The organism is Halorubellus salinus, assembly GCF_020567525.1.
Lineage (GTDB): Archaea > Halobacteriota > Halobacteria > Halobacteriales > Natrialbaceae > Halorubellus > Halorubellus salinus.
The window spans coordinates 269183-290461 of the sequence record NZ_JAJCVI010000004.1 but is presented as its reverse complement, the minus strand read 5'-3'; the positions used below and the strand labels follow the sequence as shown (position 1 = coordinate 290461).

21 protein-coding genes are annotated in these 21279 nt (G+C 69.8%); 13 read left to right on the top strand and 8 right to left on the bottom strand.

Features of this window, described 5'->3' with window-relative positions; genetic code table 11:
• Positions 1 to 38: 38 nt before the first annotated feature.
• The 3 genes from LI336_RS12695 to LI336_RS12685 form a co-directional block, all read right to left on the bottom strand.
• Positions 39 to 2024, bottom strand: coding sequence for a threonyl-tRNA synthetase editing domain-containing protein (locus LI336_RS12695; protein WP_227133506.1), 1986 nt, complete (start codon positions 2022 to 2024; stop codon positions 39 to 41).
• Between the two features lie 69 nt (positions 2025 to 2093).
• Positions 2094 to 3170 carry a DUF7972 family membrane protein gene (locus LI336_RS12690; RefSeq protein WP_227133505.1) on the bottom strand — a complete coding sequence of 359 codons (1077 nt, stop codon included), beginning with the start codon at positions 3168 to 3170 and terminating at the stop codon, positions 2094 to 2096.
• An 89-nt stretch (positions 3171 to 3259) separates the two neighbouring features.
• A complete protein-coding gene (locus tag LI336_RS12685) occupies positions 3260 to 4099 on the bottom strand; it encodes a PspA/IM30 family protein (RefSeq protein WP_227133504.1) in 840 nt (279 codons plus the stop codon).
• A gap of 340 nt (positions 4100 to 4439) precedes the next feature.
• Between LI336_RS12685 and LI336_RS12680 the strand changes: the two genes are divergently transcribed.
• On the top strand, positions 4440 to 5057 hold the full coding sequence (locus LI336_RS12680; protein WP_227133503.1) for a dienelactone hydrolase family protein: 618 nt from the start codon (positions 4440 to 4442) through the stop codon (positions 5055 to 5057).
• Positions 5058 to 5096: 39 nt separating this feature from the next.
• On the opposite strand, the gene LI336_RS12675 is transcribed toward LI336_RS12680, so the two are convergent.
• Complete coding sequence (locus LI336_RS12675) at positions 5097 to 5345, bottom strand: hypothetical protein (protein ID WP_227133502.1); 249 nt, start codon at positions 5343 to 5345, stop codon at positions 5097 to 5099.
• 123 nt (positions 5346 to 5468) lie between these two features.
• Between LI336_RS12675 and LI336_RS12670 the strand changes: the two genes are divergently transcribed.
• Entirely contained in the window at positions 5469 to 5699 is a 231-nt protein-coding gene (locus LI336_RS12670; protein ID WP_227133501.1) for a hypothetical protein, read from the top strand.
• A gap of 42 nt (positions 5700 to 5741) precedes the next feature.
• On the opposite strand, the gene LI336_RS12665 is transcribed toward LI336_RS12670, so the two are convergent.
• Positions 5742 to 6539: a M14 family metallopeptidase gene (locus LI336_RS12665; RefSeq protein WP_227133500.1), complete on the bottom strand. Its 798-nt coding sequence runs from the start codon at positions 6537 to 6539 to the stop codon at positions 5742 to 5744.
• A gap of 227 nt (positions 6540 to 6766) precedes the next feature.
• Between LI336_RS12665 and LI336_RS12660 the strand changes: the two genes are divergently transcribed.
• The 5 genes from LI336_RS12660 to LI336_RS12640 all read left to right on the top strand — a co-directional run bounded on the left by LI336_RS12660 (position 6767) and on the right by LI336_RS12640 (position 12983).
• Entirely contained in the window at positions 6767 to 8422 is a 1656-nt protein-coding gene (locus LI336_RS12660) for an ABC transporter substrate-binding protein (protein WP_227133499.1), read from the top strand.
• Positions 8423 to 8426: 4 nt separating this feature from the next.
• Positions 8427 to 9428 carry an ABC transporter permease gene (locus LI336_RS12655; protein ID WP_227133498.1) on the top strand — a complete coding sequence of 334 codons (1002 nt, stop codon included), beginning with the start codon at positions 8427 to 8429 and terminating at the stop codon, positions 9426 to 9428.
• Between the two features lie 105 nt (positions 9429 to 9533).
• Complete coding sequence (locus LI336_RS12650; RefSeq protein ID WP_368408384.1) at positions 9534 to 10601, top strand: ABC transporter permease; 1068 nt, start codon at positions 9534 to 9536, stop codon at positions 10599 to 10601.
• Entirely contained in the window at positions 10598 to 11917 is a 1320-nt protein-coding gene (locus LI336_RS12645) for an ABC transporter ATP-binding protein (RefSeq protein ID WP_227133496.1), read from the top strand. The genes LI336_RS12650 and LI336_RS12645 overlap by 4 nt, the downstream gene beginning before the upstream one ends.
• Complete coding sequence (locus LI336_RS12640; RefSeq protein ID WP_227133495.1) at positions 11910 to 12983, top strand: ABC transporter ATP-binding protein; 1074 nt, start codon at positions 11910 to 11912, stop codon at positions 12981 to 12983. Before LI336_RS12645 ends, LI336_RS12640 begins: the two co-directional genes overlap by 8 nt.
• Before the next feature lie 36 nt (positions 12984 to 13019).
• On the opposite strand, the gene LI336_RS12635 is transcribed toward LI336_RS12640, so the two are convergent.
• On the bottom strand, positions 13020 to 13595 hold the full coding sequence (locus LI336_RS12635; RefSeq protein ID WP_227133494.1) for a GNAT family N-acetyltransferase: 576 nt from the start codon (positions 13593 to 13595) through the stop codon (positions 13020 to 13022).
• Positions 13596 to 13703: 108 nt separating this feature from the next.
• Here LI336_RS12635 and pyrG point away from each other — a divergent pair, with 108 nt between their 5' ends.
• The 4 genes from pyrG (at position 13704) to LI336_RS12615 (ending at position 17635) form a co-directional block, all read left to right on the top strand.
• Positions 13704 to 15407: a CTP synthase gene (gene pyrG, locus LI336_RS12630; protein WP_227133493.1), complete on the top strand. Its 1704-nt coding sequence runs from the start codon at positions 13704 to 13706 to the stop codon at positions 15405 to 15407.
• Complete coding sequence (guaA, locus tag LI336_RS12625; RefSeq protein ID WP_227133492.1) at positions 15407 to 16324, top strand: glutamine-hydrolyzing GMP synthase; 918 nt, start codon at positions 15407 to 15409, stop codon at positions 16322 to 16324. Before pyrG ends, guaA begins: the two co-directional genes overlap by 1 nt.
• A gap of 106 nt (positions 16325 to 16430) precedes the next feature.
• Positions 16431 to 16751, top strand: a complete 321-nt coding sequence (locus LI336_RS12620) for a DUF7126 family protein (RefSeq protein ID WP_227133491.1) — start codon at positions 16431 to 16433, stop codon at positions 16749 to 16751.
• 143 nt (positions 16752 to 16894) lie between these two features.
• The gene (locus LI336_RS12615; RefSeq protein WP_227133490.1) at positions 16895 to 17635 is read left to right on the top strand and encodes an FkbM family methyltransferase; all 741 of its coding nucleotides are present in this window, start codon (positions 16895 to 16897) and stop codon (positions 17633 to 17635) included.
• Positions 17636 to 17683: 48 nt separating this feature from the next.
• Here the strand turns inward: LI336_RS12615 and LI336_RS12610 are convergent, their stop codons facing one another.
• Both LI336_RS12610 and LI336_RS12605 read right to left on the bottom strand, forming a co-directional pair.
• Positions 17684 to 18658, bottom strand: a complete 975-nt coding sequence (locus LI336_RS12610) for a WD40/YVTN/BNR-like repeat-containing protein (RefSeq protein WP_227133489.1) — start codon at positions 18656 to 18658, stop codon at positions 17684 to 17686.
• Between the two features lie 447 nt (positions 18659 to 19105).
• On the bottom strand, positions 19106 to 19753 hold the full coding sequence (locus LI336_RS12605; protein ID WP_227133488.1) for a molybdenum cofactor synthesis domain-containing protein: 648 nt from the start codon (positions 19751 to 19753) through the stop codon (positions 19106 to 19108).
• Positions 19754 to 19869: 116 nt separating this feature from the next.
• Here LI336_RS12605 and LI336_RS12600 point away from each other — a divergent pair, with 116 nt between their 5' ends.
• Entirely contained in the window at positions 19870 to 20919 is a 1050-nt protein-coding gene (locus LI336_RS12600) for a zinc-binding dehydrogenase (RefSeq protein ID WP_227133487.1), read from the top strand.
• On the top strand, positions 20909 to 21241 hold the full coding sequence (locus tag LI336_RS12595; RefSeq protein ID WP_227133486.1) for a DUF7977 family protein: 333 nt from the start codon (positions 20909 to 20911) through the stop codon (positions 21239 to 21241). The genes LI336_RS12600 and LI336_RS12595 overlap by 11 nt, the downstream gene beginning before the upstream one ends.
• Positions 21242 to 21279: the final 38 nt, after the last annotated feature.

Here is a 21279-nt window from a genome sequence, read left to right as displayed (position 1 = left end):
GGGCTCTCGATGGACGGTCGTTCCCCAGCGCCTGCTGTTCACTCCTCGGCGTCGTCGAACGCGAGGCGCGCGGACAGCCGCCTCGGTCGAGGTGCGGTCGCGGGTGGGGTCGACGCCGCGTCGTCGACGGTCGACTCGGCGACCGCGTCCGCGACCGCTGCGGCGAGGTCGTCGACGTCGCGCTCGCGTTCCCGGCCGGTCGCGACGTCGGTCACCGGCAGGGCGGCGTCGGGGGATTCGTCGTCGCCGACGACGACGTATCGGGGAACGCGCTCGCGTTCCGCGGTCCCGATGCGTGCACCGACCGAGAGCGCGCGGTCGTCGACGTCGACGCGGACGCCGGCCGCTGCGAGCGCGTCGGCGATGGCCGTGGCGCGGTCGACGTGCTCGTCGGCGACGGGGACGAGTCTGACCTGCGTCGGCGCGAGCCAGTCCGGGAGCGGCGTCGACGTGCTCGCGGCCGCGGCCGAATCCTCGTCGGTGATCGCGGGCGCGCTGGCGTCGCAGACGGCGGCCAGCGTCGCGTCGAGCGCCCCGGCGGGCGCGGCGTGCACGACCACGGGAACGCGGTCGACGTCGGGCGCGAACTGCCGGAGGCCGTCGTCGTCGAGTCGAACGACGCCCGTCCGGAGCGCGTCGCCCTCTGGCGTGGCGACCGCGGTCTCGACCTGGAGCGGCCACGCCGCGGGCGCCTCGTCGTCGACGCGGACCAGGACGGGCGCGTCGATGCGTGCCGCGAGCGCGTCCGTCCACGCCTCGTCGCCGTCGAAGCTCGGGGAGACGGTGACGACGGGGAGCGGGTCGAGGCCGGAGGCCTCGGCGAGCGCGACGGCGAGCGCGGCGTGGTCGGCGACCGCGTCGCGAGCGGCCGCGACGGTCGCGGACGTCTCATGGATCGCCGGTGCGCGCGACCCCGCCGTCGGGAAGCCAGCGGTGGTGGCGGTCGCCGACCACGACCCGGTCGCGGCGGGCGCCGGCGCGTCCGCGTCGAACGCGGCCACGGGTGCGTCGGTCGCGCCCACGCCCGCGTCGGCGAGCGTCGCGAGCGCCGTTCCAGCGCCGAGCGCGTCCGGGAGCACCCGTCGGTCGGCGAGCGCCACCCCGTACCCGTCGACGCCGAGCGTCGCCGCGTACGCCCGCACGGCGTCGTCGGCGAGGTCGAGCGCACGCGGTCCGGCGACGCGCTGCGGAGCCGGGTCGCGCGCCTCGACGACGGCAGCGACCGCGTCCCCGAGCCGGTCGCGGACGAACGCGCCGGCGGGCCGCAACCGGGCCGCCGGGTCCAGGGGGTCGCGGTCGGCGACGCCGAGCGCACGAGCGCGGTCCCCGCGGTCCGGCGGGCGCTCCCCCGACGGCGCGCTCGTCGTCCGCGCCGGCGCGTCGAGCGACGGGACGACCGCACGCATCGCGCGGACGACGCCCTCGGCTGGGCCGTGGTCGGCGACGAACGCCGCAGGCGCCGCACGGCCACCGTCCGGCGTGACCACCGTCCACGAGGTTTCGGTCGGGGAGCGCTCGCGCGTCTCGCTCGCGACGGCGGCCGCGCTCGCCGGGTCGACGGTACGTGCGGCCGTCGCGAACGGATGCGCCTTCGTCGCCACGTCCAGTGCGTACCGCCACCCGAACCCGGCCACCGTCGTCTCGAACCCCGCCGACGGCGCGCGCCCGGTCCCCGCGTCGCCCACGACCGCCGCGGGGAACCCGTCCCACACCGTCGCGGCCGCCGCCGGCGGCGCCGCACGGTCGCTCAGGAGCGCCGACGGCATCAGGACGACGTCGTCCACCCGGAGGTCCGCCGCGGTCTCCCGGACCGCGTCCGCCGCCGCCGCGCGGACCGCACCCGCCGCCGTCCCGTCCCCCGACTCGACCGTCGCGAACGCGACGAGCGCATCCGCGAACGACGCCGACGCGACCGCGCTCTCGGCCGGTACCGTCGCCGCGCGCTCGCCCGCGTCGTCCTGGTCGAGTGCTCGGTCGCCCCGGGAGAGCGCCACCGCGTCGACGTGCACGAACAGCAATCGCATACGTCGACTACCCGACGCGGCGAGAAAAAAGGCGCGAGCGACGACCGGCCCGCGACGACCCGCCTCGACTCAGGCGTCGCCGTCGTCGTCGATGGTCGCACTGTCCCAGTCCAGGTCCGCGCTCCGGTCGGTCTCCCGGAGGATGAACGGCCCGATGGAGAGCGTGCGCTTCGTCACCGTCGCGATGCGGACGACGTACGAGAGCAGGATGGCGAACGGGAACACCGCCACCGTCGACCCCGCCGCGACCACCACCAGTGCGTGCGACAACCCCGCGGTCTCCCCCGCGAGGAACGACGCCTCCGGCTCGAAGAACACGATCATCGACACCGACGCCACGAGCGCCGGGATCGCCGCGTAGAGGATCGCTCGCGACAGGTCGACGAGCTCCCACTGGAAGTAAAGCGTCTTGAAGTGCTCGCGTGCCGGCCCGAACAGCTCCAGGGCCGCCGTGAGGTCGTCGAACGCCGCGTTCACCGCGTCCGTGCACTCGTCGGCATACTCGTTCCGGAGTCGCCGTGCGGCGTACAGCTTCCACGAGTAGTTGTAGTCCAGTGCCGCGAAGATGACGTCGAACGTCCCGAACTGCTCGCCCTCCAGCGCGTCCCCGACCGCGTTCGCGTTCCCCGCGACGTCCCTCGCGAACGAGTCGACGGCGTCGACGAACTCGTCGCTCGCGTCCGCGTCCTCGACCGCGTCGGCGAGCGCGTCCGCCCGGTCCGCGCTCGCGTCCACGAGCGACCGCAGGAACGCCGACGGCTCCGGTGGTGCCGCCGCCGACGACAACACGTCCTCGGCGTCCCGTCGGAACGACATCGCGCCCTCCATGCGCTCGCGCTGATCGCCGACCGCGCCGAGCTCCTGGGAGAGCACGAGCTGGTTCAACGTCAGCACGAGCGTCACGCCCGTGATGATGGCGCCGACGAACGCCTGGAACAGCGTCTCGACGGGGTCGCCGGTGCGCAGCATCCGGATGGCCTCCGTCGGATGCACGACGCCGACGACGACGACGGTCGCGAACACGAACCCCGCGATGGCGAACGCGAGCACCCACCGGTTCACGCCCATCAGGACCCGTAGCTTCCGCGAACTCGCCGCCGCGCGCTCGCGCATCGTGTCGCTCGGCTGCTCGGGGTCGTCGCTCATGCCTCCACAGTTCGACCGCGTCCGTCAAAACAGTCCGGCCAATCGACGCCGCGAAACGCGTCCCGGGACCGCGTCCGTGGAACGGGTCGCTACTGCTCCTCGTCCTGCAGTTCCTCGAGTTCCGCCTCGACCTCGCTGTCCGCGACCTCGCCGCCGGCGTCCTCGCTCGCGCCCCCACCGTCGGCCGCCTCCGTCTCCGTCTCCGTCTCGGCTTCCGTCTCCGCGGGCTCGCTCTTGCCCATCTCCGCCTTGAGCGTGTCCAGCTCCGCGTCGACGCTCGAATCCGTCGACACCTGCTCGAGCTCGCGGTCGATGGAGTCCTTGTCGCTGAGGACGTCCTCGAACGCCCCCGAGTCGTGGAGTTCGTCCATCGCAGCGGCACGAGCCTCCATGTCGTTCGTGCGCTCCTCTGCACGCTCGATGGAGCGCCCGACGTCCTCCATCTCGTCGCCCGCACCCGTCATCGCCTCGCTGACGCGCGCGCTCGCCTCCGCGGCCTCGTAGCGCGCCTTCATCGACTCCTTCTTGGTCTTGAACTCCTCGATGCGCTGCTGCAACGTCTCCTTCTTCTCGACGAGCTGGTCCTGGGTGTTCTGGAGGTCCGCGATCTGGGACTCCAGCTCCTCGATCTGGTTCATCTTCGACTTCTTCTTCTCGAGGGCCTTGCGCGCCAGGTCCTCGCGGTCCTGCTTGACGGCTTCGCGAGCCTGGTCGTTGTGCTTCTCGACGTTCTCCTCGAGGCGCTTCTTCTGCATCTCCAGGCGCTTCTTCTGCGTCGTGAGGTCCGCGATGCCCTTCTTGACCTGCTGGAGTTGGTCGCGCATCTGCTCGTAGGAGTAGTCGAGCGTCTCCCCCGGGTCCTCCGCGCGGTTGAGGATCGAGTTCAGTTTCGACCGGATGATGTACGATGCCCGAGACAGGATTCCCATACCCGTTTCCTAGCAGCCACGACCTTAAAAGCGTCAGGTTTCGAATGGGTATGCGTCGGTCACAAAGGAAGAACGCGTTACATGTTGACTATGAACATGATAGTCCATGCTCGGGGGATTTTGCGGGACGTCACATAGACCCCCCTGCAACGGGGGCAGCTCCGTTGCGACCGCAGCGTCGCCAGGACGCGGGCGGCCGGGTGCCTCCTCCATGAGGGAGAGAGGAGGCCGCACCCGGTTCGACTCCACGCGACAGCCTCGGCACCGTACGGACCCGCCACGCGACGGCTCCGGGCACGACCCGGGGCGTTCAAGGGTCGACCGGACGTATGGCGTCGACATGACCGACTCCGACGTCGTGCTCGTCCCGGGTGCCCGGGACGTCCGCGCGACCCTCGACGTCGCCGGGACGGACGCGACCGCGTGCGTGGTCGCGTGCCCACCACACCCGCAACTTGGTGGGGCCCGGAGCGACCGCCGACTCACCGCCACCAGCGATGCGCTCGCCGACCACGGCGTCGACTGCCTCCGGTTCGACTACGGCGACTGGGACGACGGCTACGGCGAACGCGAGGACGCCCGGAACGCGCTCCGGTGGGCGGCCGACCGCTACGACGCCGTCGGCGTCTACGGGTACAGCTTCGGCGGTGCGATCGCCATCCTCGCCGCCGCGAGCGTCGACGTCCCCGTCCAGGCTGCTGCCGTCCTCGCTCCGGCGAGCCGGCTCGGCGACGAGTTGGATGCCTCGGCCGTGGTCGAGGACCTTCCCTGTCCCCTCCAGGTCGGGTACGGCGAACGCGACGAGGTCGCGGACTCCATCCCCGTCGTCGAGGCCGCCGAGCGCTGCCAGCAGTCCGTCGTCAAGTACGGCTCGGACCACCACTTCGTCGGCCAGCACGAGAAGGTCGGCGTCGACGCCGCCGAGTTCCTCGCGACGCACCTGGGCGTCACGGCGTAGCGTCGGTCGTCGCCGCGGACTCGAAAGCAGAGTGGCGCGCTACCAGAGGTCGACGTCGCAGACGTCGCCGACGACCTCGAAGGACTCGACGCGAGCGCGCTCGTCGGTCCCCCGGTTCTCGACCACGCCTTCCTCGACGTAGAACCGATAGTAGTCGTGCTGCGACGTCCGGACGTCGAAGTGATCGGCGCTGACGTCCTCGACGACCTCCGGCGCGGTGCGGTCGTTCCACCTGACGAGGTCGCCGACCTCGATGCCAGCCAGCCGGGTCGCGATGGAATCCTGCATGCTTCAAGAGACGCGCTCGGCGAGCATCACGGTTCGGGTGGCCGGCGGCCGTCTTCGGTGCCGACGGGCGTCGCGGTCCCGACCGCAACGACCACAAGTCCCGGCCGCGAACCGTCGGGTCGAATGCCGTCACTGCTCTCGAAGACGAGTACCGAACTCGGGTGGACCGCGCTGTACGTCGGGCTCGTCGTCGCACCGGCGAGCGCGGTCTTCGCCGCCGGCGTCCCGACGCAGGGCTGTCACCCCGAGTGCGTCGGGACCGTCGACTCGACGCTCGCCATCGCCGGGCTCGCCGCGCTCGTCGTGGGTCTCGTCCTCGCCGCCGTCGGCCGCCGGCTCGCGAGGCGCGAGTAGCGTCGTGGTGATCGGGACCCGGCGCTCGCCGTCGCCGGGTCGTCAGTCGCGCTCGTCGTCGTCGGGACGCTCGGAGAGCGGGCCGCGTCGCGTGGCGCGGAATCCGACGCTGTCCTCGTAGCCGTCAGTGGACATCAGGACCGGGTAGAACGGGTCGTCGGCGACGAGTTCGTCGTCGCCGCGTCGTGCGAACGGCGTGCCCGCCGGAACGGCGACGAAGTTCTCGCCGAGGAACTCGTAGCCCGTGCCGTCGACGCGCCCGGTCACCTCGAACACGGTCGGGTCGCTGACGGCCGCCTCGCCGTCGACGACGCCGTAGGCGGCGAGCACGTTCCTGAGCACTCGCTCCGCGTTGTCGACCGCCGCCGCGCTCCCCTTGAGGCCACATTCGACGGCGACGCCGTCGACGTGCGTGGTCATCCCGCCGGCTTCGGTCCGGATGTCGACCGCGCGGTCGAGCCCGGTGCGTTCGAGCATCCGTCGCGTCCCGGGCGTGAGTCGCTGGTAGAGCGCGAACGGTTCGACCGTCGACACCGTCGAGTGGAGGTCGAGCACGGGCAGGTCGTCGACGACGTCGAGGAGGTCGTGCGCGAGCCGCACCTCGTGGGCATCGGCGTCGGGGTCGCCGGGGTACGCGCGGTTCAGGTCGACGTCCACGAACCGGTCGCCGGCCTCGGCGGCGCGCTCGTTCGCGACGACGAACAGGACCGCGCCCGTGACCTGGAGGTCGTCGGCGGCGAGGAGTCGCTCCATCGCCAGTTCGCCGCAGGGTTCGTCGCCGTGCTGGCCGACGACGACCGCGAGCGCCGGTTCGCCCTCGCCCAGCGTGTGCGTTCGCATCGACGGTATTCGCGCTCGGAGCGACATAACTGCTTCTCCGCTGCGGGTTCCTCGAACAGGGTGGCGCGCCCGAATGCACGACCGCTCGCCGGGAGAGCGGGCGACACCCGAGACCGACGATTCGTGTTTTCGTTCGGGGAAGATGTCGTCGAAAGTCGGGGGAGAGGCCGGAGCCGCCGGTCAATTCCTACGGTGGTTTTATATCCGTGTCGTCGGTAGTACGGGACATGCCAGAGAATGACACCCGAAGGCGCGACTTCCTGAAGTACGCGGGCGGCACCGCGGTTGCGGCGGCACTCGCCGGCTGCCTGGGAGGGAACGACGACGAGGGCGGCGAGGACACCACCACGGGCGGCGACGGCGGCGACGGCGGCGACGGCGGCGACGGCGGCGACGGCGGCGACGGCGGCGACGGCGACGACGGGATGGACCTCCCGGACTTCCCCGTCAGCGTCACGCAGGGGAACATGCCCTCCGGGCTCGACCCACACGACCACCGCGAGACGCCGACGGACGTCGTGATGCTGCACGCCTACGAGGGCCTCATCACGCGCGACGCCGAGGGCGCAGCCCAGCCCGCGCTCGCGACCGACTGGTCGCGCGTCGAGGGCGAAGCAGCCGCCGAGTTCCAGCTGCGCGAGGACGTCACGTTCCACAACGGCGATACGTTCGTCGCCGCGGACGCGGCCTACAGCATCAACCGCATCGTCGACGAGTCCGTCGGGTTCGCGAGCCCGCAGAGCGACCAGCTCGCGGGCGTCAGCGGCGCGGAAGCGGTCGACGAGACGACGGTGCGCGTCGAGCTCGACGGCCTCAACCCCATCGTGTTCAGCGAGTTCGCGACGTACTGCGACATCATGCAGCAGTCCTGGGTCGAGGAACGGTCGAAGTCCGAGATCGGCCAGCAGATGAACGGCACCGGGCCGTTCCAGCTCGACAGCTACACGCAGGACGAACAGGTCGTCCTCACGCGCTACGAGGAGTACTGGGACGACCCCGCGCAGGTCTCCGAACTCACGTTCGAGGCCGCGAGCGAGTCCAGTACGCGCGTCAACCAGCTCCTCCAGGGCGAGACCGACGTCATCGTGAACGTCCCACCGCAGGAGGTCAACCGCATCAACAACAGCGACGCCGGGAGCGTCGCCGCCGCGCCGAGCACGCGCATCATCTACAACGCGATGCGGTACGACGTCGAACCGTTCTCCTCGAAGCAGTTCCGGCAGGCGATGAACTACGCCATCGACCTGGAGAGCATCGTCTCGAACGTCCTCGGCGGGTTCGGTGCGCAGACCGGGCAGCCGACGCTGCCGGAGTTCGTCGGGCACAACGACGACGTCGACCCGTACCCCTACGACCCCGACGAAGCCGAACGCCTCGTCGAGGAATCCGGGCACGCCGGCGTCGAAATCGAACTGAACACGCCCGTCGGCCGGTACCTGAAGGACCTCGAGATTGCGCAAGCGGTCGCGGGCTACATCGACGAACTCCCGAACGTCACTGCGACCGTCAACCAGCGCGACTTCGGGTCGCTCGTCGACGAACTCCTCACCGGGAACATCGAGGACAAACCGCCGTGGTACCTCATCGGGTGGGGCGAAGCGACGTTCGAGGGCGCGCTCGTCATGACCGCGCTCCTGTCGACGAACGGCGCGCTGACGTCCTGGAGCAACGACGAGTTCGACTCGCTGCTCGAGACCGCCGGGAACTCGACGGGCGACGAACGCATCAGCGCGCTCGAGGAGGCGAACGCGCTCGCGCACGAGGAAGCGCCGTGGATCTTCCTCAACCAGCAGTTCAGCGTCTACGGCGTCAGCTCTCGCGTCGACTGGGAGCCCCGGTCGGACGAGCGCATCGACGCCTACGCGATGAGCCCCGCCGAGTAACTCGATGTCGTTCGCTCGGTTCCTGACGAAGCGACTGTTGCAGGGCGCGTTCGTGGTCTGGGGCGTCGTCACCATCGTGTTCGGGCTGCGCGTCATCGCGCCCGGTGACCCCGCGAACGTCCTGCTGCCGCCGGACGTCGACCCGGAGGTCAGACGGCAGGTCGTCGCGGACCTCGGGCTCGACGAGCCGCTACACGTCCAGTACTGGGAGTTCATCAGCGGCATCCCCGTCGGCGACCTCGGCACGTCCCTGACGACGGGCACCGAGGTCACCGCGCGCGTCGCGCGGTCCATCCCAGCGACGCTCGAACTCGCGGTCGCGGCGACCGTCGTCGCGGTCATCATCGCCATCCCGCTCGGCGTCGTCAGCGCGACGAACCGCCACGAGGCGCCGGACTACGGCGCGACCCTGTTCTCGCTCGCCGGCATCAGCACGCCGAACTTCTGGCTGGGCGTGATGCTCATCATCATCCTCTCCGTCCAGCTGAACTGGTTCCCGACGAGCCAGCGCGCCATCGGCCTCCCGGCCGTCCTCACCTTCCTGTTCTCGGGAGAGCTCGAGGCAGCCGGGGCCGGGTTCGTGACGTGGCTGTGGTACATCACGCTCCCCGCGATCACGCTCGGGACGTACTTCACGGCGCTCATCACGCGATTGACGCGCAGCGGGATGCTCGACGAACTCGGGAAGACGTACGTCCGGGCGTCGCGAGCGAAGGGCCTCCCGGAGTCGCTCGTGCGCTACCGGCACGTCCTCCGGAACACGCTCATCCCCATCATCACCGTCGTCGGCCTCCAGCTCGGGACGCTTATCGGCGGCGCGGTCATCACGGAATTCGTCTTCGACTGGCCGGGACTCGGGCAGGTGCTCATCAACAGCATCAACTCGCGGGACTGGCCGATGGTGCAGGGGTCGCTCATCGTCATCTCCGTCGGGTTCGTCGTGGTGAACATCGTCGTCGACACGCTGTACTCGTACGTGAACCCGCGGGTGGGGTTCGACGGATGAACGCGGAACTACGCCACGCATGATATCGGAACTACTCCACGTATGATCTCGGAACTGTTCGGCTGGCTGTTCGCGAGGCTTCCCTTCGGTGACGGCCTGCGTGGGCTGGTGTCGCCACGCACCGTCCGGAGCCTGAAGCGCGGCCTGAACCGGAACGCCCTGGCGAAGGTCGGCATCGTCGTCGTCGTCATCGTGCTCCTGGTGGCGGTGTTCGCGCCACTGGTCGCGCCAGACAAACCGGGCACGCAGAACTTAGAGGAGGCACGCCTCCCGCCGCTCGGCTTCACGAAGGCGACGGTCCAGGAGGTCCCGGTGCAGGAGAACGGGAGCGTCGTCTTCGAGGACGGCGAGATACTCACGGAGAACCGGACCGTCTACGAGAACGCGACGATAGCGCACCCGCTCGGGACCGACGGGAACGGCCGCGACATCCTCTCCCGACTGATATACGGCGCCAGGGTGTCGTTGCTCGTCGGGTTCCTCGGGACGGCGCTCGCGATGTTCGTCGGCGTCAGCGTCGGGCTCGTCGCCGGCTACTACCGCGGGAAGGTCGACGACGTCCTGATGCGGAGCGCGGACGTGATGCTCGCGTTCCCCTCCATCGTCCTCGCCATCGCGCTCATCGGCGTGCTCGGGGATTCGCTCGAACAGTCCATCCCCGACCCGTTCGTCCAGAGCGGGCTCTCGGAAGCGGTTCGGTCCGCAATCGGGCTCCCGACGGGGATGCCAGAGACCACGACGCTGCCGGGCACCATCATCGTGGTCGTCGCGCTCGTCAACTGGGTGTGGTTCGCGCGGGTCGCGCGCGGCGAAGCCCTCAGCTTGCGCGAGCAGTCGTACGTGAAGGCCGCTCGCGCACTCGGTGCGAGCGACGCGAAGATACTGGCCCGGCACGTCCTCCCGAACGCCATCACGCCCATCCTCGTGCTCGGCACCATCCAGATAGCGGCCATCATCCTCCTGGAGAGCGCGCTGTCGTTCCTCGGGTTCTCGTCGGCGAACGTCTCCTGGGGGTTCGACATCGCGCTCGGCCGCCAGTACCAGTCGACCGCGTGGTGGATCGCGGCGATGCCGGGGCTGGCGATCGTCATCACGGTCGTCGGCCTGAACCTCGTCGGTGACTGGCTCAGGGACGCGCTCGACCCCGGTATCGAGGGGGAGGGTGGCGTATGAGCCGCGAATCACCCGGCGAGCGCGACGTCACGCCGAACGCGGGGCGGGACTCCACCCGGGAGCGCGACGCCAGCCCGCGAGCGCACCGGGATACCGGCCACGAGCGCGACCGCCTGCGCGTCGAGAACCTCACGACGCGGTTCTTCACGGAGGAGGGCCAGGTGAACGCCGTGGAGTCCGTGAGCTTCGACGTCCGCGAGGACGAGATACTCGGTATCGTCGGCGAGTCCGGCTCCGGGAAGTCCGTGACGGCGCTGTCGGCGATCGACCTCATCGAGTCGCCCGGACGCGTCACCGACGGCGAGGTATGGCTCCGGGAACCCGACCTCGCCGAGGAGTTCCGCGAGCGCACGCCCGACGCGGTCGACGGCGACTTCGTCGACCTCCGACGGCTCCCGAAGGGCGTCCGGCGGTCGCTGCGGGGCCCGAAGTTCAGCATGATCTTCCAGGACCCGATGAGCAGCTTCAACCCGTCGTTGACGGTCGGCGAACAGATCGCCGAAGCGGTCGAGGTGCAGCGGCGCGCGTCCGCGAACCCCCGGAGCACGCGCTCGCGAACCCAGGGGTACGGGCTCGGGAAGCTCATCGTCGACACGCTCGTCCCCGGCCGCGAGTACACGAGCGACGCGAGCCGCGAGCGCGCCATCGAACTCTTGGAGCAGGTCGGTATCCCCGACCCGGTGGAGCGCGCCGACGAGTACCCCCACCAGTTCTCGGGCGGGATGCTCCAGCGGGCGATGGTCGCGCAGGCGCTCGCCGGCGAACCCGACGTCCTGTTCGCGGACGAGCCGACGACGGCGCTCGACGTCACCATCCAGGCCCAGATACTGGACCTGCTGCGGGACATCCAGCGCGACCGCGGGATGAGCGTCGTCCTCATCACGCACGACCTCGGCGTCATCGCGCGGATGTGCGACCGCGTCGGCGTGATGTACGCCGGCGAGGTCGTCGAACGCGGATCGCTCGCGGACGTCTTCGAGCAACCGACGCATCCGTACACGCAGGGGTTACTGGGCTCGATCCCGGACGTCGAGGACCCGGCGCCGCGACTCCAGCCCATCGAGGGGAACGTCCCGAACCTCGTCGACAGCGAGATGCCCGACCGCTGTTACTTCGCGGACCGCTGCCCGAAGGCGATGGAGGCCTGTCTGGAACGTCCGGCCGAACGCCCGGTCGACGGCGACCCCGACCACACCGCGCGGTGCGTGCTCGCCGACGGCGAGTACGACCCGGCGACCGCGCTCCCCGACGATTACTTCGAGGAAGACCCCGAGGCGACGGACGCGCCCGCCGAGGGAGGTGCCGCCGATGACTGACGACGCCCTCGTCGAGGTCGAGGACCTCGAGAAGTACTACTTCGAGAACGACACGCTGTTCGACCGCCTGCTCGGGCGGGAGCCCAGCGCGGTACGGGCCGTCGACGGCGTGTCCTTCGACGTGCAGCGCGGGGAGACGCTCGGGCTCGTCGGCGAGTCCGGCTGTGGGAAGTCGACGACGAGCGAGACGCTGCTCGCGCTCCGCGAGGCGACCGGTGGCTCGGTTCGGTTCGACGGCGACGACGTCTTCGAGATGACCTCGCGGGAGCGAACGCAGTTCCGGCAGGACGCCCAGATCGTCTTCCAGGACCCGTTCTCGAGCCTCGACCCGCGGATGACGGTCGGCGAGATCGTCACCGAGGGCCTCCGCATCCACGGGCTCGCGGACAGCGCGGAACGCACCGCTCGCGCGAAGGAGCTCCTGGAGCGCGTCGGGCTGTCGGCGCGGCAGGTCGACCGGTACCCCCACGAGTTCTCCGGCGGGCAGCGCCAGCGCATCGGTATCGCGCGAGCGCTCGCGCTCGACCCCGAGTTCATCGTGCTCGACGAACCCGTGAGCGCGCTCGACGTGAGCGTGCAGGCGCAGGTCCTGAACCTCCTCGAGGACCTCCAAGACGACTTCGGGCTCACGTACCTGTTCGTCGCACACGACCTGAGCGTCGTCCGGCACATCTCGGACCGCGTCGCGGTGATGTACCTCGGGAAGGTCGTGGAGACCGGACCGGTCGACGAGATATTCGAGGACCCACAGCATCCGTACACGCAGGCGCTCCTGGACAGCGTGCCGCGCGCGAGCGTCGAGGAGTACGGGCGTCGCGGCGGCACCCTCGAGGGCGACGTGCCGTCGCCGCGGAACCCGCCGAGTGGCTGTCGGTTCCACACGCGATGCCCGCACGCCAGGGAGGCCTGCAAGCGGGAGTTGCCGCCGGACTACGACGTCGGCGCGAACCACGACGCGGCGTGCTTCCGCACGGACGACACCCACGAGTACTGGCAGAGCGCGCCGCTCGAGCACGTCGACGACGGCGGGGGGTCGTCGGGCGGCGGCGTCGCGGACGACGACTGACGGACGGCATCGGGAACCACTCGACGGTGCCGGCTCTCAGAGCGGTTTCCGGCGCTTCTGCATGAAGACCTCGTAGCCCCGTGCCTCGTAGAGGCGCTGGGCGGTCTCGTTGCGGGCGCTGACGTGCAGTTCCGCGCGCTCGCACCCGCGGTCGGCGCCCCAGGCCTCGACGGCGTCCATGACGCGACCCGCGAGGCCGTCGCCGCGGTACTCGGGGCGGACGTACACCTCGAGTACCACGAGTGGGTCGCCGCGCGCGAACACCGGCGGGCTCGACCCGACCTCGGCGAACGCGTACGCCGCGAACCGCGCCGGGTCGTCGAGCGTCCCCGCAGCGACGGTGGTCGAGTCGTCGACGGTGGGGGCCGCGAGCGCGTCGGCGCGCTCGGGCGGTCGTCGCTCCGCGTCCGTCTCGGGGACGGCGACGACGGTCAGCGAGTCGTCGCTCGCGTGCTGGTCGCGGCGGTACGCGACGTTCGCGTCGCGGACCGCGTCCAGGTCGTCGGCGAGCGCGTCGTGCGCGTCGAGCTCCTGCATCTCGAGCCCGAAGGGGAGCCAGCAGTCGTCGTGGAGCGCCCCGACCTCGTCGTCCCGGAGTGGACGAACGTCCATGTTCGGAGCGTCTCCCCGCGTCGACGTAGGCGTTTGGCCACCGTGGCAACGAGCGCCACGCCGGGGGTGCTCCGAAATGGTTTTGGGGCGGCCTCGCGCACACTCGGTATGCCGAAGGAGTCCGACACCGAGTACGACCCGACGCTCGGGAACAAGTTCATTTTCGTAACAGGTGGCGTGATGTCCGGGCTCGGGAAGGGTATCACCGCCGCGAGCACAGGCCGTCTCCTCAAGAACGCCGGATTCGACGTGACCGCGGTCAAGGTCGACCCGTACCTGAACGTCGACGCCGGCACGATGAACCCCTACCAGCACGGGGAGGTCTACGTCCTGAAGGACGGGGGCGAGGTCGACCTGGACCTCGGGAACTACGAGCGCTTCCTCGACGAGGACATGACGTTCGACCACAACGTCACCACGGGGAAGACGTACAAGCACGTCATCGAGAAGGAGCGCTCGGGCGACTACCTCGGGAAGACCGTGCAGGTCATCCCCCACATCACGGACGACATCAAGCGCCGCATCCGCGAGGCCGCCGAAGGCACGGACGTCTGCATCGTCGAGATCGGCGGCACCGTCGGCGACATCGAGGGGATGCCCTATCTCGAAGCGCTCCGACAGTTCGCGCACGAGGAGGACGAGGAGGACTTCCTGCTGACCCACGTCACGCTCGTCCCGTACTCGAAGAACGGCGAACAGAAGACCAAGCCCACCCAGCACTCCGTGAAGGAACTCCGGTCCATCGGACTCCAGCCGGACATCCTCGTGGGGCGCTGCGAGGACAAGCTCGACGCCGAGACCAAAGAGAAGATCGCGTTGTTCTGTGACGTCCCCACCGAGGCGGTGTTCTCGAACCCGGACGTCGAGGACATCTATCACGTCCCGCTGATGGTCGAGGAGGAAGGCCTCGACGAGTACGTCATGCAGGAACTCGACCTCCTCGGGAGCGCGCTGTCGGTCCCCGAGCGCGACAACACGTGGCGGAACCTCGTCACGCGCGACCGCGACGGAAGCGTCGACGTCGCGCTCGTCGGGAAGTACGACCTCGAGGACGCGTACATGAGCGTGAACGAGGCGCTCAAGCACGCCGGCCTGCACGCCGGCGTGGAGGTGAACGTGCACTGGGTGGACTCCGACGAGATGATCGACGGCGACGACGACGGCGAGAACCGCGAGCGCCTCCGCGAGTGCGACGGCGTCGTCGTCCCCGGCGGCTTCGGGTCGCGAGGCACCCAGGGGAAGGTCGAGGCGATCCGTTACGCGCGGGAGAACGACGTGCCGTTCCTCGGGCTCTGTCTCGGCTTCCAGATGGCGGTCGTCGAGCACGCGCGGAACGTCCTCGGGTACGACGAGGCGGACTCCGCGGAGATGGACCCGGACACACCCGACCCCGTCATCGACATCCTCCCCGAGCAGTACGAGGTCAACGACATGGGTGGAACGATGCGTCTCGGCGCGCACCAGACCGACATCACGCCGGGGACGCTCGCCGCGGACGTCTACGACGCGAACGTCTGCACCGAACGCCACCGCCACCGCTACGAGGTCAACCCCGAGTACTTCGAGGACTTCGAGGAGACGCCACTCGTCTTCTCCGGGCGCGCGGGTAACCGCATGGAGATACTTGAGCACGAGGACCACCCGTACTTCCTCGGAACGCAGTTCCACCCCGAGTTCCGCTCTCGACCCGGCCGCCCGAGTCCGCCGTTCGTCGGCCTGCTCGACGCCGTCATGGAGCGCGCCGGCGTCGACGGCGCCGACAACGGCGCAGTCGATGGCGACGCCGACGAACACGAGGAGGTGACCGCCTGATGGTGGACGTCGACTCCTTCATCGACGAGAAAATCGAGGAAATAAGCAGTCAGGTTGGCGACGCGAACGCCGTCATCGCACTCTCGGGTGGCGTGGACTCCTCGACCGCCGCCGCGCTCGCGTACGAAGCGATCGGGAGCCAGCTCACGCCCGTCTACGTCGACACCGGGTTGATGCGCGAGGGCGAGACCGACCAGATCCGGGAGGTCTTCTCCTACATGGACTCACTCCGGATCGTCGACGCGAAGGACCGCTTCCTCGACGAACTCGAGGGCGTGACCGACCCCGAAGAGAAGCGTCACGTCATCGGCGAGCAGTTCATCCGCGAGTTCGAGACGGTCGCGAAGGACGTGGACGCGGACTACCTCGTCCAGGGCACCATCTACCCGGACCGCATCGAGAGCGAAGGCACCATCAAGAGCCACCACAACGTCGGCGGACTCCCGGACGTCGTGGACTTCGAGGGCATCGTCGAACCGATGCGCGACCTCTACAAGGACGAGGTCCGGGAGGTCGCACGCGACCTCGACCTCGAGGAGATCATCGCCGAACGCATGCCGTTCCCCGGCCCCGGACTCGCGGTGCGAATCATCGGCGAGGTCACCGAGGAGAAACTCGACGTTGCCCGCATGGCGAACCACGTCGTCGAGGACGAACTCGAAGAGTACGAGCCCTGGCAGGCGCTCGCCGCGGTGATCGGAAAAGCGACGGGCGTCAAAGGCGACAACCGCGTGCACGGCTGGGTCGTGAGCGTGCGCTCGGTCGAATCCCGCGACGGGATGACCGCCAGAGCGCAGGAGATCGACTGGGAGACCCTCCAGCGCATCCAGTCCCGCATCACGGGCGGACACGACAACGTCGCGCGCGTCGTCTACGACGTCACGCACAAACCGCCCGCGACCATCGAATACGAGTAACGACTCGCGACCGGCCTCACGGACAGCGTGGACGTCCCACGGGACCGCGACTCACGGCCGCTGCGGGGGAAAAGGCACATACCGTCTCGGGTCCACTATCGACGTGATGCACGCGATTTTCGCTGGTGTCGACGAACACGAACTCGTGGGTGAACTCGAAGCGGTGGGGTACGACGTCACGGTCGTCCCGGACGTCGCGAACCGGCCCGCGCTGGAGGAAGCGGGCGTACACGACGCCGACCTGTTCGTGCTCACGGACGTCGGGCAGGCGACGTCGATCCCCGTCGCGAAGGACCTGAACGAGGACGTCCGCGTCGTCTGCTACACCGACGACTCCCTCCCGGAGTTCGTCTCCGGCCAAGAGGTGCTGTCTGTCGACCCCGCACTCCTCGACTCCGCGACCGTCGCCGAGGAGCTCGCCGCCTGAGCGCCCCGAGGCACACGCCCTGACCGCTCGCGGGCGCCGTCGCGAGCACCCACCAGCCCGTTCTTCGAGGTGTCCCCCGGCAGTCGTGCGTATCGAGCGTCGAAACGAGCGCCGAGTCGACGCACGAGGACGAACGCGAGTTGATGCCGTCGGGACGCGACCGTTCGTTCATGATCGGGAGCGTCACCAGTCGCGTCACGTCGACCAGCGAACCCGCGGACTCGCCGACCGAGGACGGTCCAGGGACCGTCCAGTCGGTGTACAATCGATTCGTGCGCTCGCATCTGCCGTACAAGCTCAGCACGCACAACGGCGTCACCGCTCGCGGCGCGAAGCTCTTCGACCTCACGGATCGCTTCCCGGAGTACGAGGCTGACATCGTCGCGGCGTTACGCGAGCGCGTCCGCGACGGCGACGACGTCGTCGTCGTCGGCGGCGGGTTCGGCGTGTCCTCGGTCGTCGCGGCCCGCCGCGTCGGGGACGCCGGGTCGGTGACGACCTACGAGGCGGGCGCGGAACAGTACGACCTCGTCGCGGAGACCCTGGAGATAAACGACGTCCAGGACCGCGTCGACGTCGAGCACGCCATCGTCGGGTCGGCGGTGTCGACGTACACGCCACCGGGGGACGCGACCGTGGTCGACGCCCGCGACCTCCCGACGTGCGACGTGCTGGAGATGGATTGCGAGGGCGCGGAGGTCGGTATCCTCCGCGGACTTCGGGTTCGACCGCGCGTCGTCGTCGTCGAGGCGCACGCGAACTTCGACGCGCCCGAAGCGGACGTGCGCGCCGAACTCGACCGCCTGGGCTACGACGTCGTCGACCGCGGCGTCGAGGACGCCGAGAAGGGCATCGTCATCCTCACCGCCGTCCGCGACGACTGAGGCGACGACGCGGCAGTCGATGGCTGTTCTCGCTACGGGCGACGCACGTTACCGCTCGACGATGGTGCCGCCGGCGCCGACCGCGACCGCGGATTCGCCGCCGAGCAGTACCACGGCTTTGAGGTTCTGGCCGGTCGGCGTCGCGTCAGCGGTCCACTTCTGGTTCTCGCGGTCGTAGACCTTCCCGCCGCCGCCGACGACGTAGCCTGCATCCTCGCCGGCGACCTCGATGTCGCGCTGGCCGGCGTCGCCGGTGTCCGAGCGGAGCCACTCGGAGCCGTTCCAGTGGAAGATGGTGCCACCGCCGCCGCTCACCCAGACGTCGTCGAAGCCGACGGCGTCGACGCCGTAGAAGTTGTGGTTCGCGTTCTCGATACCCAGGCGGTCCCAGGTCGCACCGTCGCGCGTGTACAGCACCGTCTGGTTCCCGTCGACGATGTGCCCGCTCTTCGCGTCGTGGAAGTCCACCGCGTTGATCGCCGCGCCGCTCGCGGGCGTGACGTACTCCCAGCTCTGGCTGCGGCCGTTCTCGAAGCTGTAGTACATTTTCCCGCTGTCGCCGGCGACGTACACGTTCGCCTCGTCGGCCTCGCCGGTCACGGAGACGTCGTTGAAGTTGTTCGTGACGTCCATCGGCGCCGAATGCGACTGGAGCGTCCCGGTCTCGACGTCGTACTCGCCGATGGCACCGCTGGAGCCGACGAACCACAGGCGCTTGCCGTCGTCGGTGACGTCCGCGCCGTACAGCGAGTTCCCGTTCCCGGTCGGGCCGCCGTCGAGCACCTTCACGTAGCCCTTCGGCGTGCGTTCGAGGACGACCCCGCCCGCGCCGACGGCGTACACGCCACCAGTGGTCTCCTCGACGTCGTAGAGCGTGCTCCCGGTCGGCGACTCTCGCGTCGTCCACCCGGACTCGGTGCCGTCGCTATCGGCTGCGGTCGCGGCACCCGCGAACGTCGTCGCGGCGGCCGCGGCACCGAGCGTCTTCAGCGCGTTCCGTCGCGTGAGGGTACGTTCCGTCATCTGAGTTCACCCGTTCGGCCGTGAACGAACGGAGGGGGATTAAATCCCGAGACAGGTTACGGGAATTTACGACGATTAGTTCGTTTTACGACCGCGCCGTCCGTCGTTTCACACCGTTCACGACCGTTCACCGCGTGAACTCGCGTGGAGGGTCTCGACGGTTCATGTAGGAACGGCCGCTAGTCGTGCGTGGAGGCGGAAGCCTCCCCCCACGGAGCGGTCGTCCACTCCCCTGGGCGACCGCGCGTCAGAGGCACCCCGCTCGGGGCACGCCCTCCACTCCCCCCCTCATCCACCCCTCTCCGACTGGCAGCGTGCCAGGATTCCCCTCTCGTCGCAGTCCACCCAGGGAGCGACAGCGCTCGCGCCAGTCGCGGTCGGCCGGTCGACCGATCCGTCGCTCACGGGCGCCAGTCAGTGCGTCCCGTCGTCGTTCTCGACCGCCAGTCAGTGCGTCCTGTCGTCGCTCGCGAGCCCGACGAGGTGCCCGAGGACGGTCGCGAGCAGCGTGATGCCGGTTCTCGCCGCGGACTCGCTGCCGGGGAGGACGACGACGACTGCCTCGTCGACGACGCCGGCGGTCGCGCGCGAGAGCATCCCCATCTCGCCGACCGCCGCGACCGACCGCCGTCGGAACTCCTCGCCGAATCCAGGCAGGTGCTTGTCGAACAGCGGTTCGACCGCCTCCGGCGTCACGTCGTCCGGCGTCACGCCCGTCCCACCGGTGGTGACGACGACGTCGACGTCGTCCCGCGTCACGAGGCGAGCGACCGTTCCCTGCACGCCGTCGAAGTCGTCGCGGACGAGCTCTCGCGTCGCGACCTCGTGGCCGTCGCGTTCGAGTTCGGTCGCGATGACGTCGCCACTCGGGTCGTCGTCGAGGCTCCGGGACGACGACACCGTCACGACCGCCGCGCCGACGCCCGCCGCATCGTCGGCGTGATGGTCGTGGTCGCCGTCCGTGGCGTGATCGTGTCCGCGGTCGTCGTCCGTGGCGTGGTCGTGTCCGCGTTCGCTGTCCGCGACGTGGTCGCCGGCGTGCTCGCCGTCGCCGCCCGTCGACGTCGGTTCCTGGCCGCGTTCACCGTCGGTCATGTCTCGCGCGTTCCCCGCGGACGGACGTAAGCCCTCCGCCGAGACCGGGCAGGCGTCGACGACGGGATGCTGCCGGGGTCGGAACGTTCTTGGGTCGACCGCGTGACGCTCCGCGCATGAAGGCGGTCCAGTTCAGCGAGCACGGCGACCGCGACGTCATCGAGTACAGCGAGTTCCCCGACCCCGAGGTCGGCCCCGAGGACGTCCTCGTGGACGTGAAGGCGGGGGCGCTGAATCACCTCGACGTGTGGACGCGCCAGGGGCTCGGCGCGACCGGGCGCCTCGACCTCGAGATGCCCCACGTCCCGGGGAGCGACATGGCGGGGGTCGTCGAAGCGGTCGGCGACGACGTCACGCGCTTCTCGCCGGGCGACCACGTCGCGCTGCTGGCGGGCGTCTCCTGTGGGAAATGCGAGTTCTGTCGCCGCGGGGAACCGACGCTCTGCGAGACGTATCACGTCATCGGCGAGCACACGCAGGGCGTGCACGCCGAGCAGGCCGCGGTCCACGAGGACCAGCTCGCGTCCGTCCCCGAGCACGTGGACTTCGCGACGGCGGCCGCGGCACCGCTGGTCTTCCAGACCGCGTGGCGGATGCTCCTCGAACGCGGCGAGCTCCAGTCCGGCGAGCGCGTGCTCGTCCTCGGCGCATCGGGCGGCGTCGGGCACGCAGCGGTCCAGATTGCGGCGGACGCGGGCGCGGAGGTGTACGCGACCGCCTCGACCGACGAGAAGCTGGAGTACGCTCGCGACTGTGGCGCGGACCACGTCGTGAACTACGAGACCGAGTCGTTCTCCGAGGCAATCCACGAGCAGACCGGTGACCGTGGCGTGGACGTCGTCGTCGACCACATCGGCGCGTCGACGTGGTACGACTCCCTGAAGAGCCTCGCGAAGGGTGGCCGTATCGTGACCTGCGGTGCGACCACGGGGCCGCGTCCGGAGACGCACATCGGCCGCATCTTCTGGAACCAGCTGGACGTGCGCGGGTCGACGATGGCGAGTCACGGGAGCGCGGAACGCGCGCTCTCGAAGGTGTGGGACGGGACGTTCGAACCGCGGGTCCGGGAGACGCTCCCGATGAGCGAGACGGCGCGAGCGCACGAACTCCTCGAGAACCGTGAGGGCTTTGGCAAGGTGGTCGTAATCCCGGATAGTGAGCGCTGACGACGACGGGTACACGCACCGGCCGGGTGCGGCCCGTGAGACCGACGATGACGGCGACCGCGCGGGTGACGCGAGCGACGGCGGTCGCGCCGCCGGGACCGACGGCGACCTCCAGGGTGCGCATCCCGAGACCGCGGACCGGAGCGTCGGGTCTCGCGGCTGGGTCCTCCTGGGCGTGCTCGCGTTCTCCCTCATCGGCGCGCCGCTTTTGATCCTCTTCCGGCCGCCGTCGCTGCCGTACTGGGCGGCGTTGCTCGCGCTCCCGATGCTCCCGGCGATACTGCTTGGCGCGGTCGGCGTGTGGGCGACGACGCGCCCCTGAATCACGCGCGGTCGACGACCCTGAGCGGGTCGCACGAG

Excerpts from the sequence above, each read along its gene's own strand:
- LI336_RS12640 (WP_227133495.1), top strand. The coding sequence starts at position 11,910 with ATGACTGACGACGCCCTCGTCGAGGTCGAGGACCTCGAGAAGTACTAC.
- LI336_RS12675 (WP_227133502.1), bottom strand. The coding sequence starts at position 5,345 with ATGCAGGATTCCATCGCGACCCGGCTGGCTGGCATCGAGGTCGGCGAC.
- pyrG (WP_227133493.1), top strand. The coding sequence starts at position 13,704 with ATGCCGAAGGAGTCCGACACCGAGTACGACCCGACGCTCGGGAACAAG.
- guaA (WP_227133492.1), top strand. The coding sequence starts at position 15,407 with ATGGTGGACGTCGACTCCTTCATCGACGAGAAAATCGAGGAAATAAGC.
- LI336_RS12620 (WP_227133491.1), top strand. The coding sequence starts at position 16,431 with ATGCACGCGATTTTCGCTGGTGTCGACGAACACGAACTCGTGGGTGAA.
- LI336_RS12600 (WP_227133487.1), top strand. The coding sequence starts at position 19,870 with ATGAAGGCGGTCCAGTTCAGCGAGCACGGCGACCGCGACGTCATCGAG.
- LI336_RS12635 (WP_227133494.1), bottom strand. The coding sequence starts at position 13,595 with ATGGACGTTCGTCCACTCCGGGACGACGAGGTCGGGGCGCTCCACGAC.
- LI336_RS12665 (WP_227133500.1), bottom strand. The coding sequence starts at position 6,539 with ATGCGAACGCACACGCTGGGCGAGGGCGAACCGGCGCTCGCGGTCGTC.
- LI336_RS12695 (WP_227133506.1), bottom strand. The coding sequence starts at position 2,024 with ATGCGATTGCTGTTCGTGCACGTCGACGCGGTGGCGCTCTCCCGGGGC.
- LI336_RS12605 (WP_227133488.1), bottom strand. The coding sequence starts at position 19,753 with ATGACCGACGGTGAACGCGGCCAGGAACCGACGTCGACGGGCGGCGAC.
- LI336_RS12610 (WP_227133489.1), bottom strand. The coding sequence starts at position 18,658 with ATGACGGAACGTACCCTCACGCGACGGAACGCGCTGAAGACGCTCGGT.
- LI336_RS12670 (WP_227133501.1), top strand. The coding sequence starts at position 5,469 with ATGCCGTCACTGCTCTCGAAGACGAGTACCGAACTCGGGTGGACCGCG.
- LI336_RS12680 (WP_227133503.1), top strand. The coding sequence starts at position 4,440 with ATGACCGACTCCGACGTCGTGCTCGTCCCGGGTGCCCGGGACGTCCGC.
- LI336_RS12615 (WP_227133490.1), top strand. The coding sequence starts at position 16,895 with ATGCCGTCGGGACGCGACCGTTCGTTCATGATCGGGAGCGTCACCAGT.
- LI336_RS12660 (WP_227133499.1), top strand. The coding sequence starts at position 6,767 with ATGCCAGAGAATGACACCCGAAGGCGCGACTTCCTGAAGTACGCGGGC.
- LI336_RS12690 (WP_227133505.1), bottom strand. The coding sequence starts at position 3,170 with ATGAGCGACGACCCCGAGCAGCCGAGCGACACGATGCGCGAGCGCGCG.
- LI336_RS12685 (WP_227133504.1), bottom strand. The coding sequence starts at position 4,099 with ATGGGAATCCTGTCTCGGGCATCGTACATCATCCGGTCGAAACTGAAC.
- LI336_RS12645 (WP_227133496.1), top strand. The coding sequence starts at position 10,598 with ATGAGCCGCGAATCACCCGGCGAGCGCGACGTCACGCCGAACGCGGGG.
- LI336_RS12655 (WP_227133498.1), top strand. The coding sequence starts at position 8,427 with ATGTCGTTCGCTCGGTTCCTGACGAAGCGACTGTTGCAGGGCGCGTTC.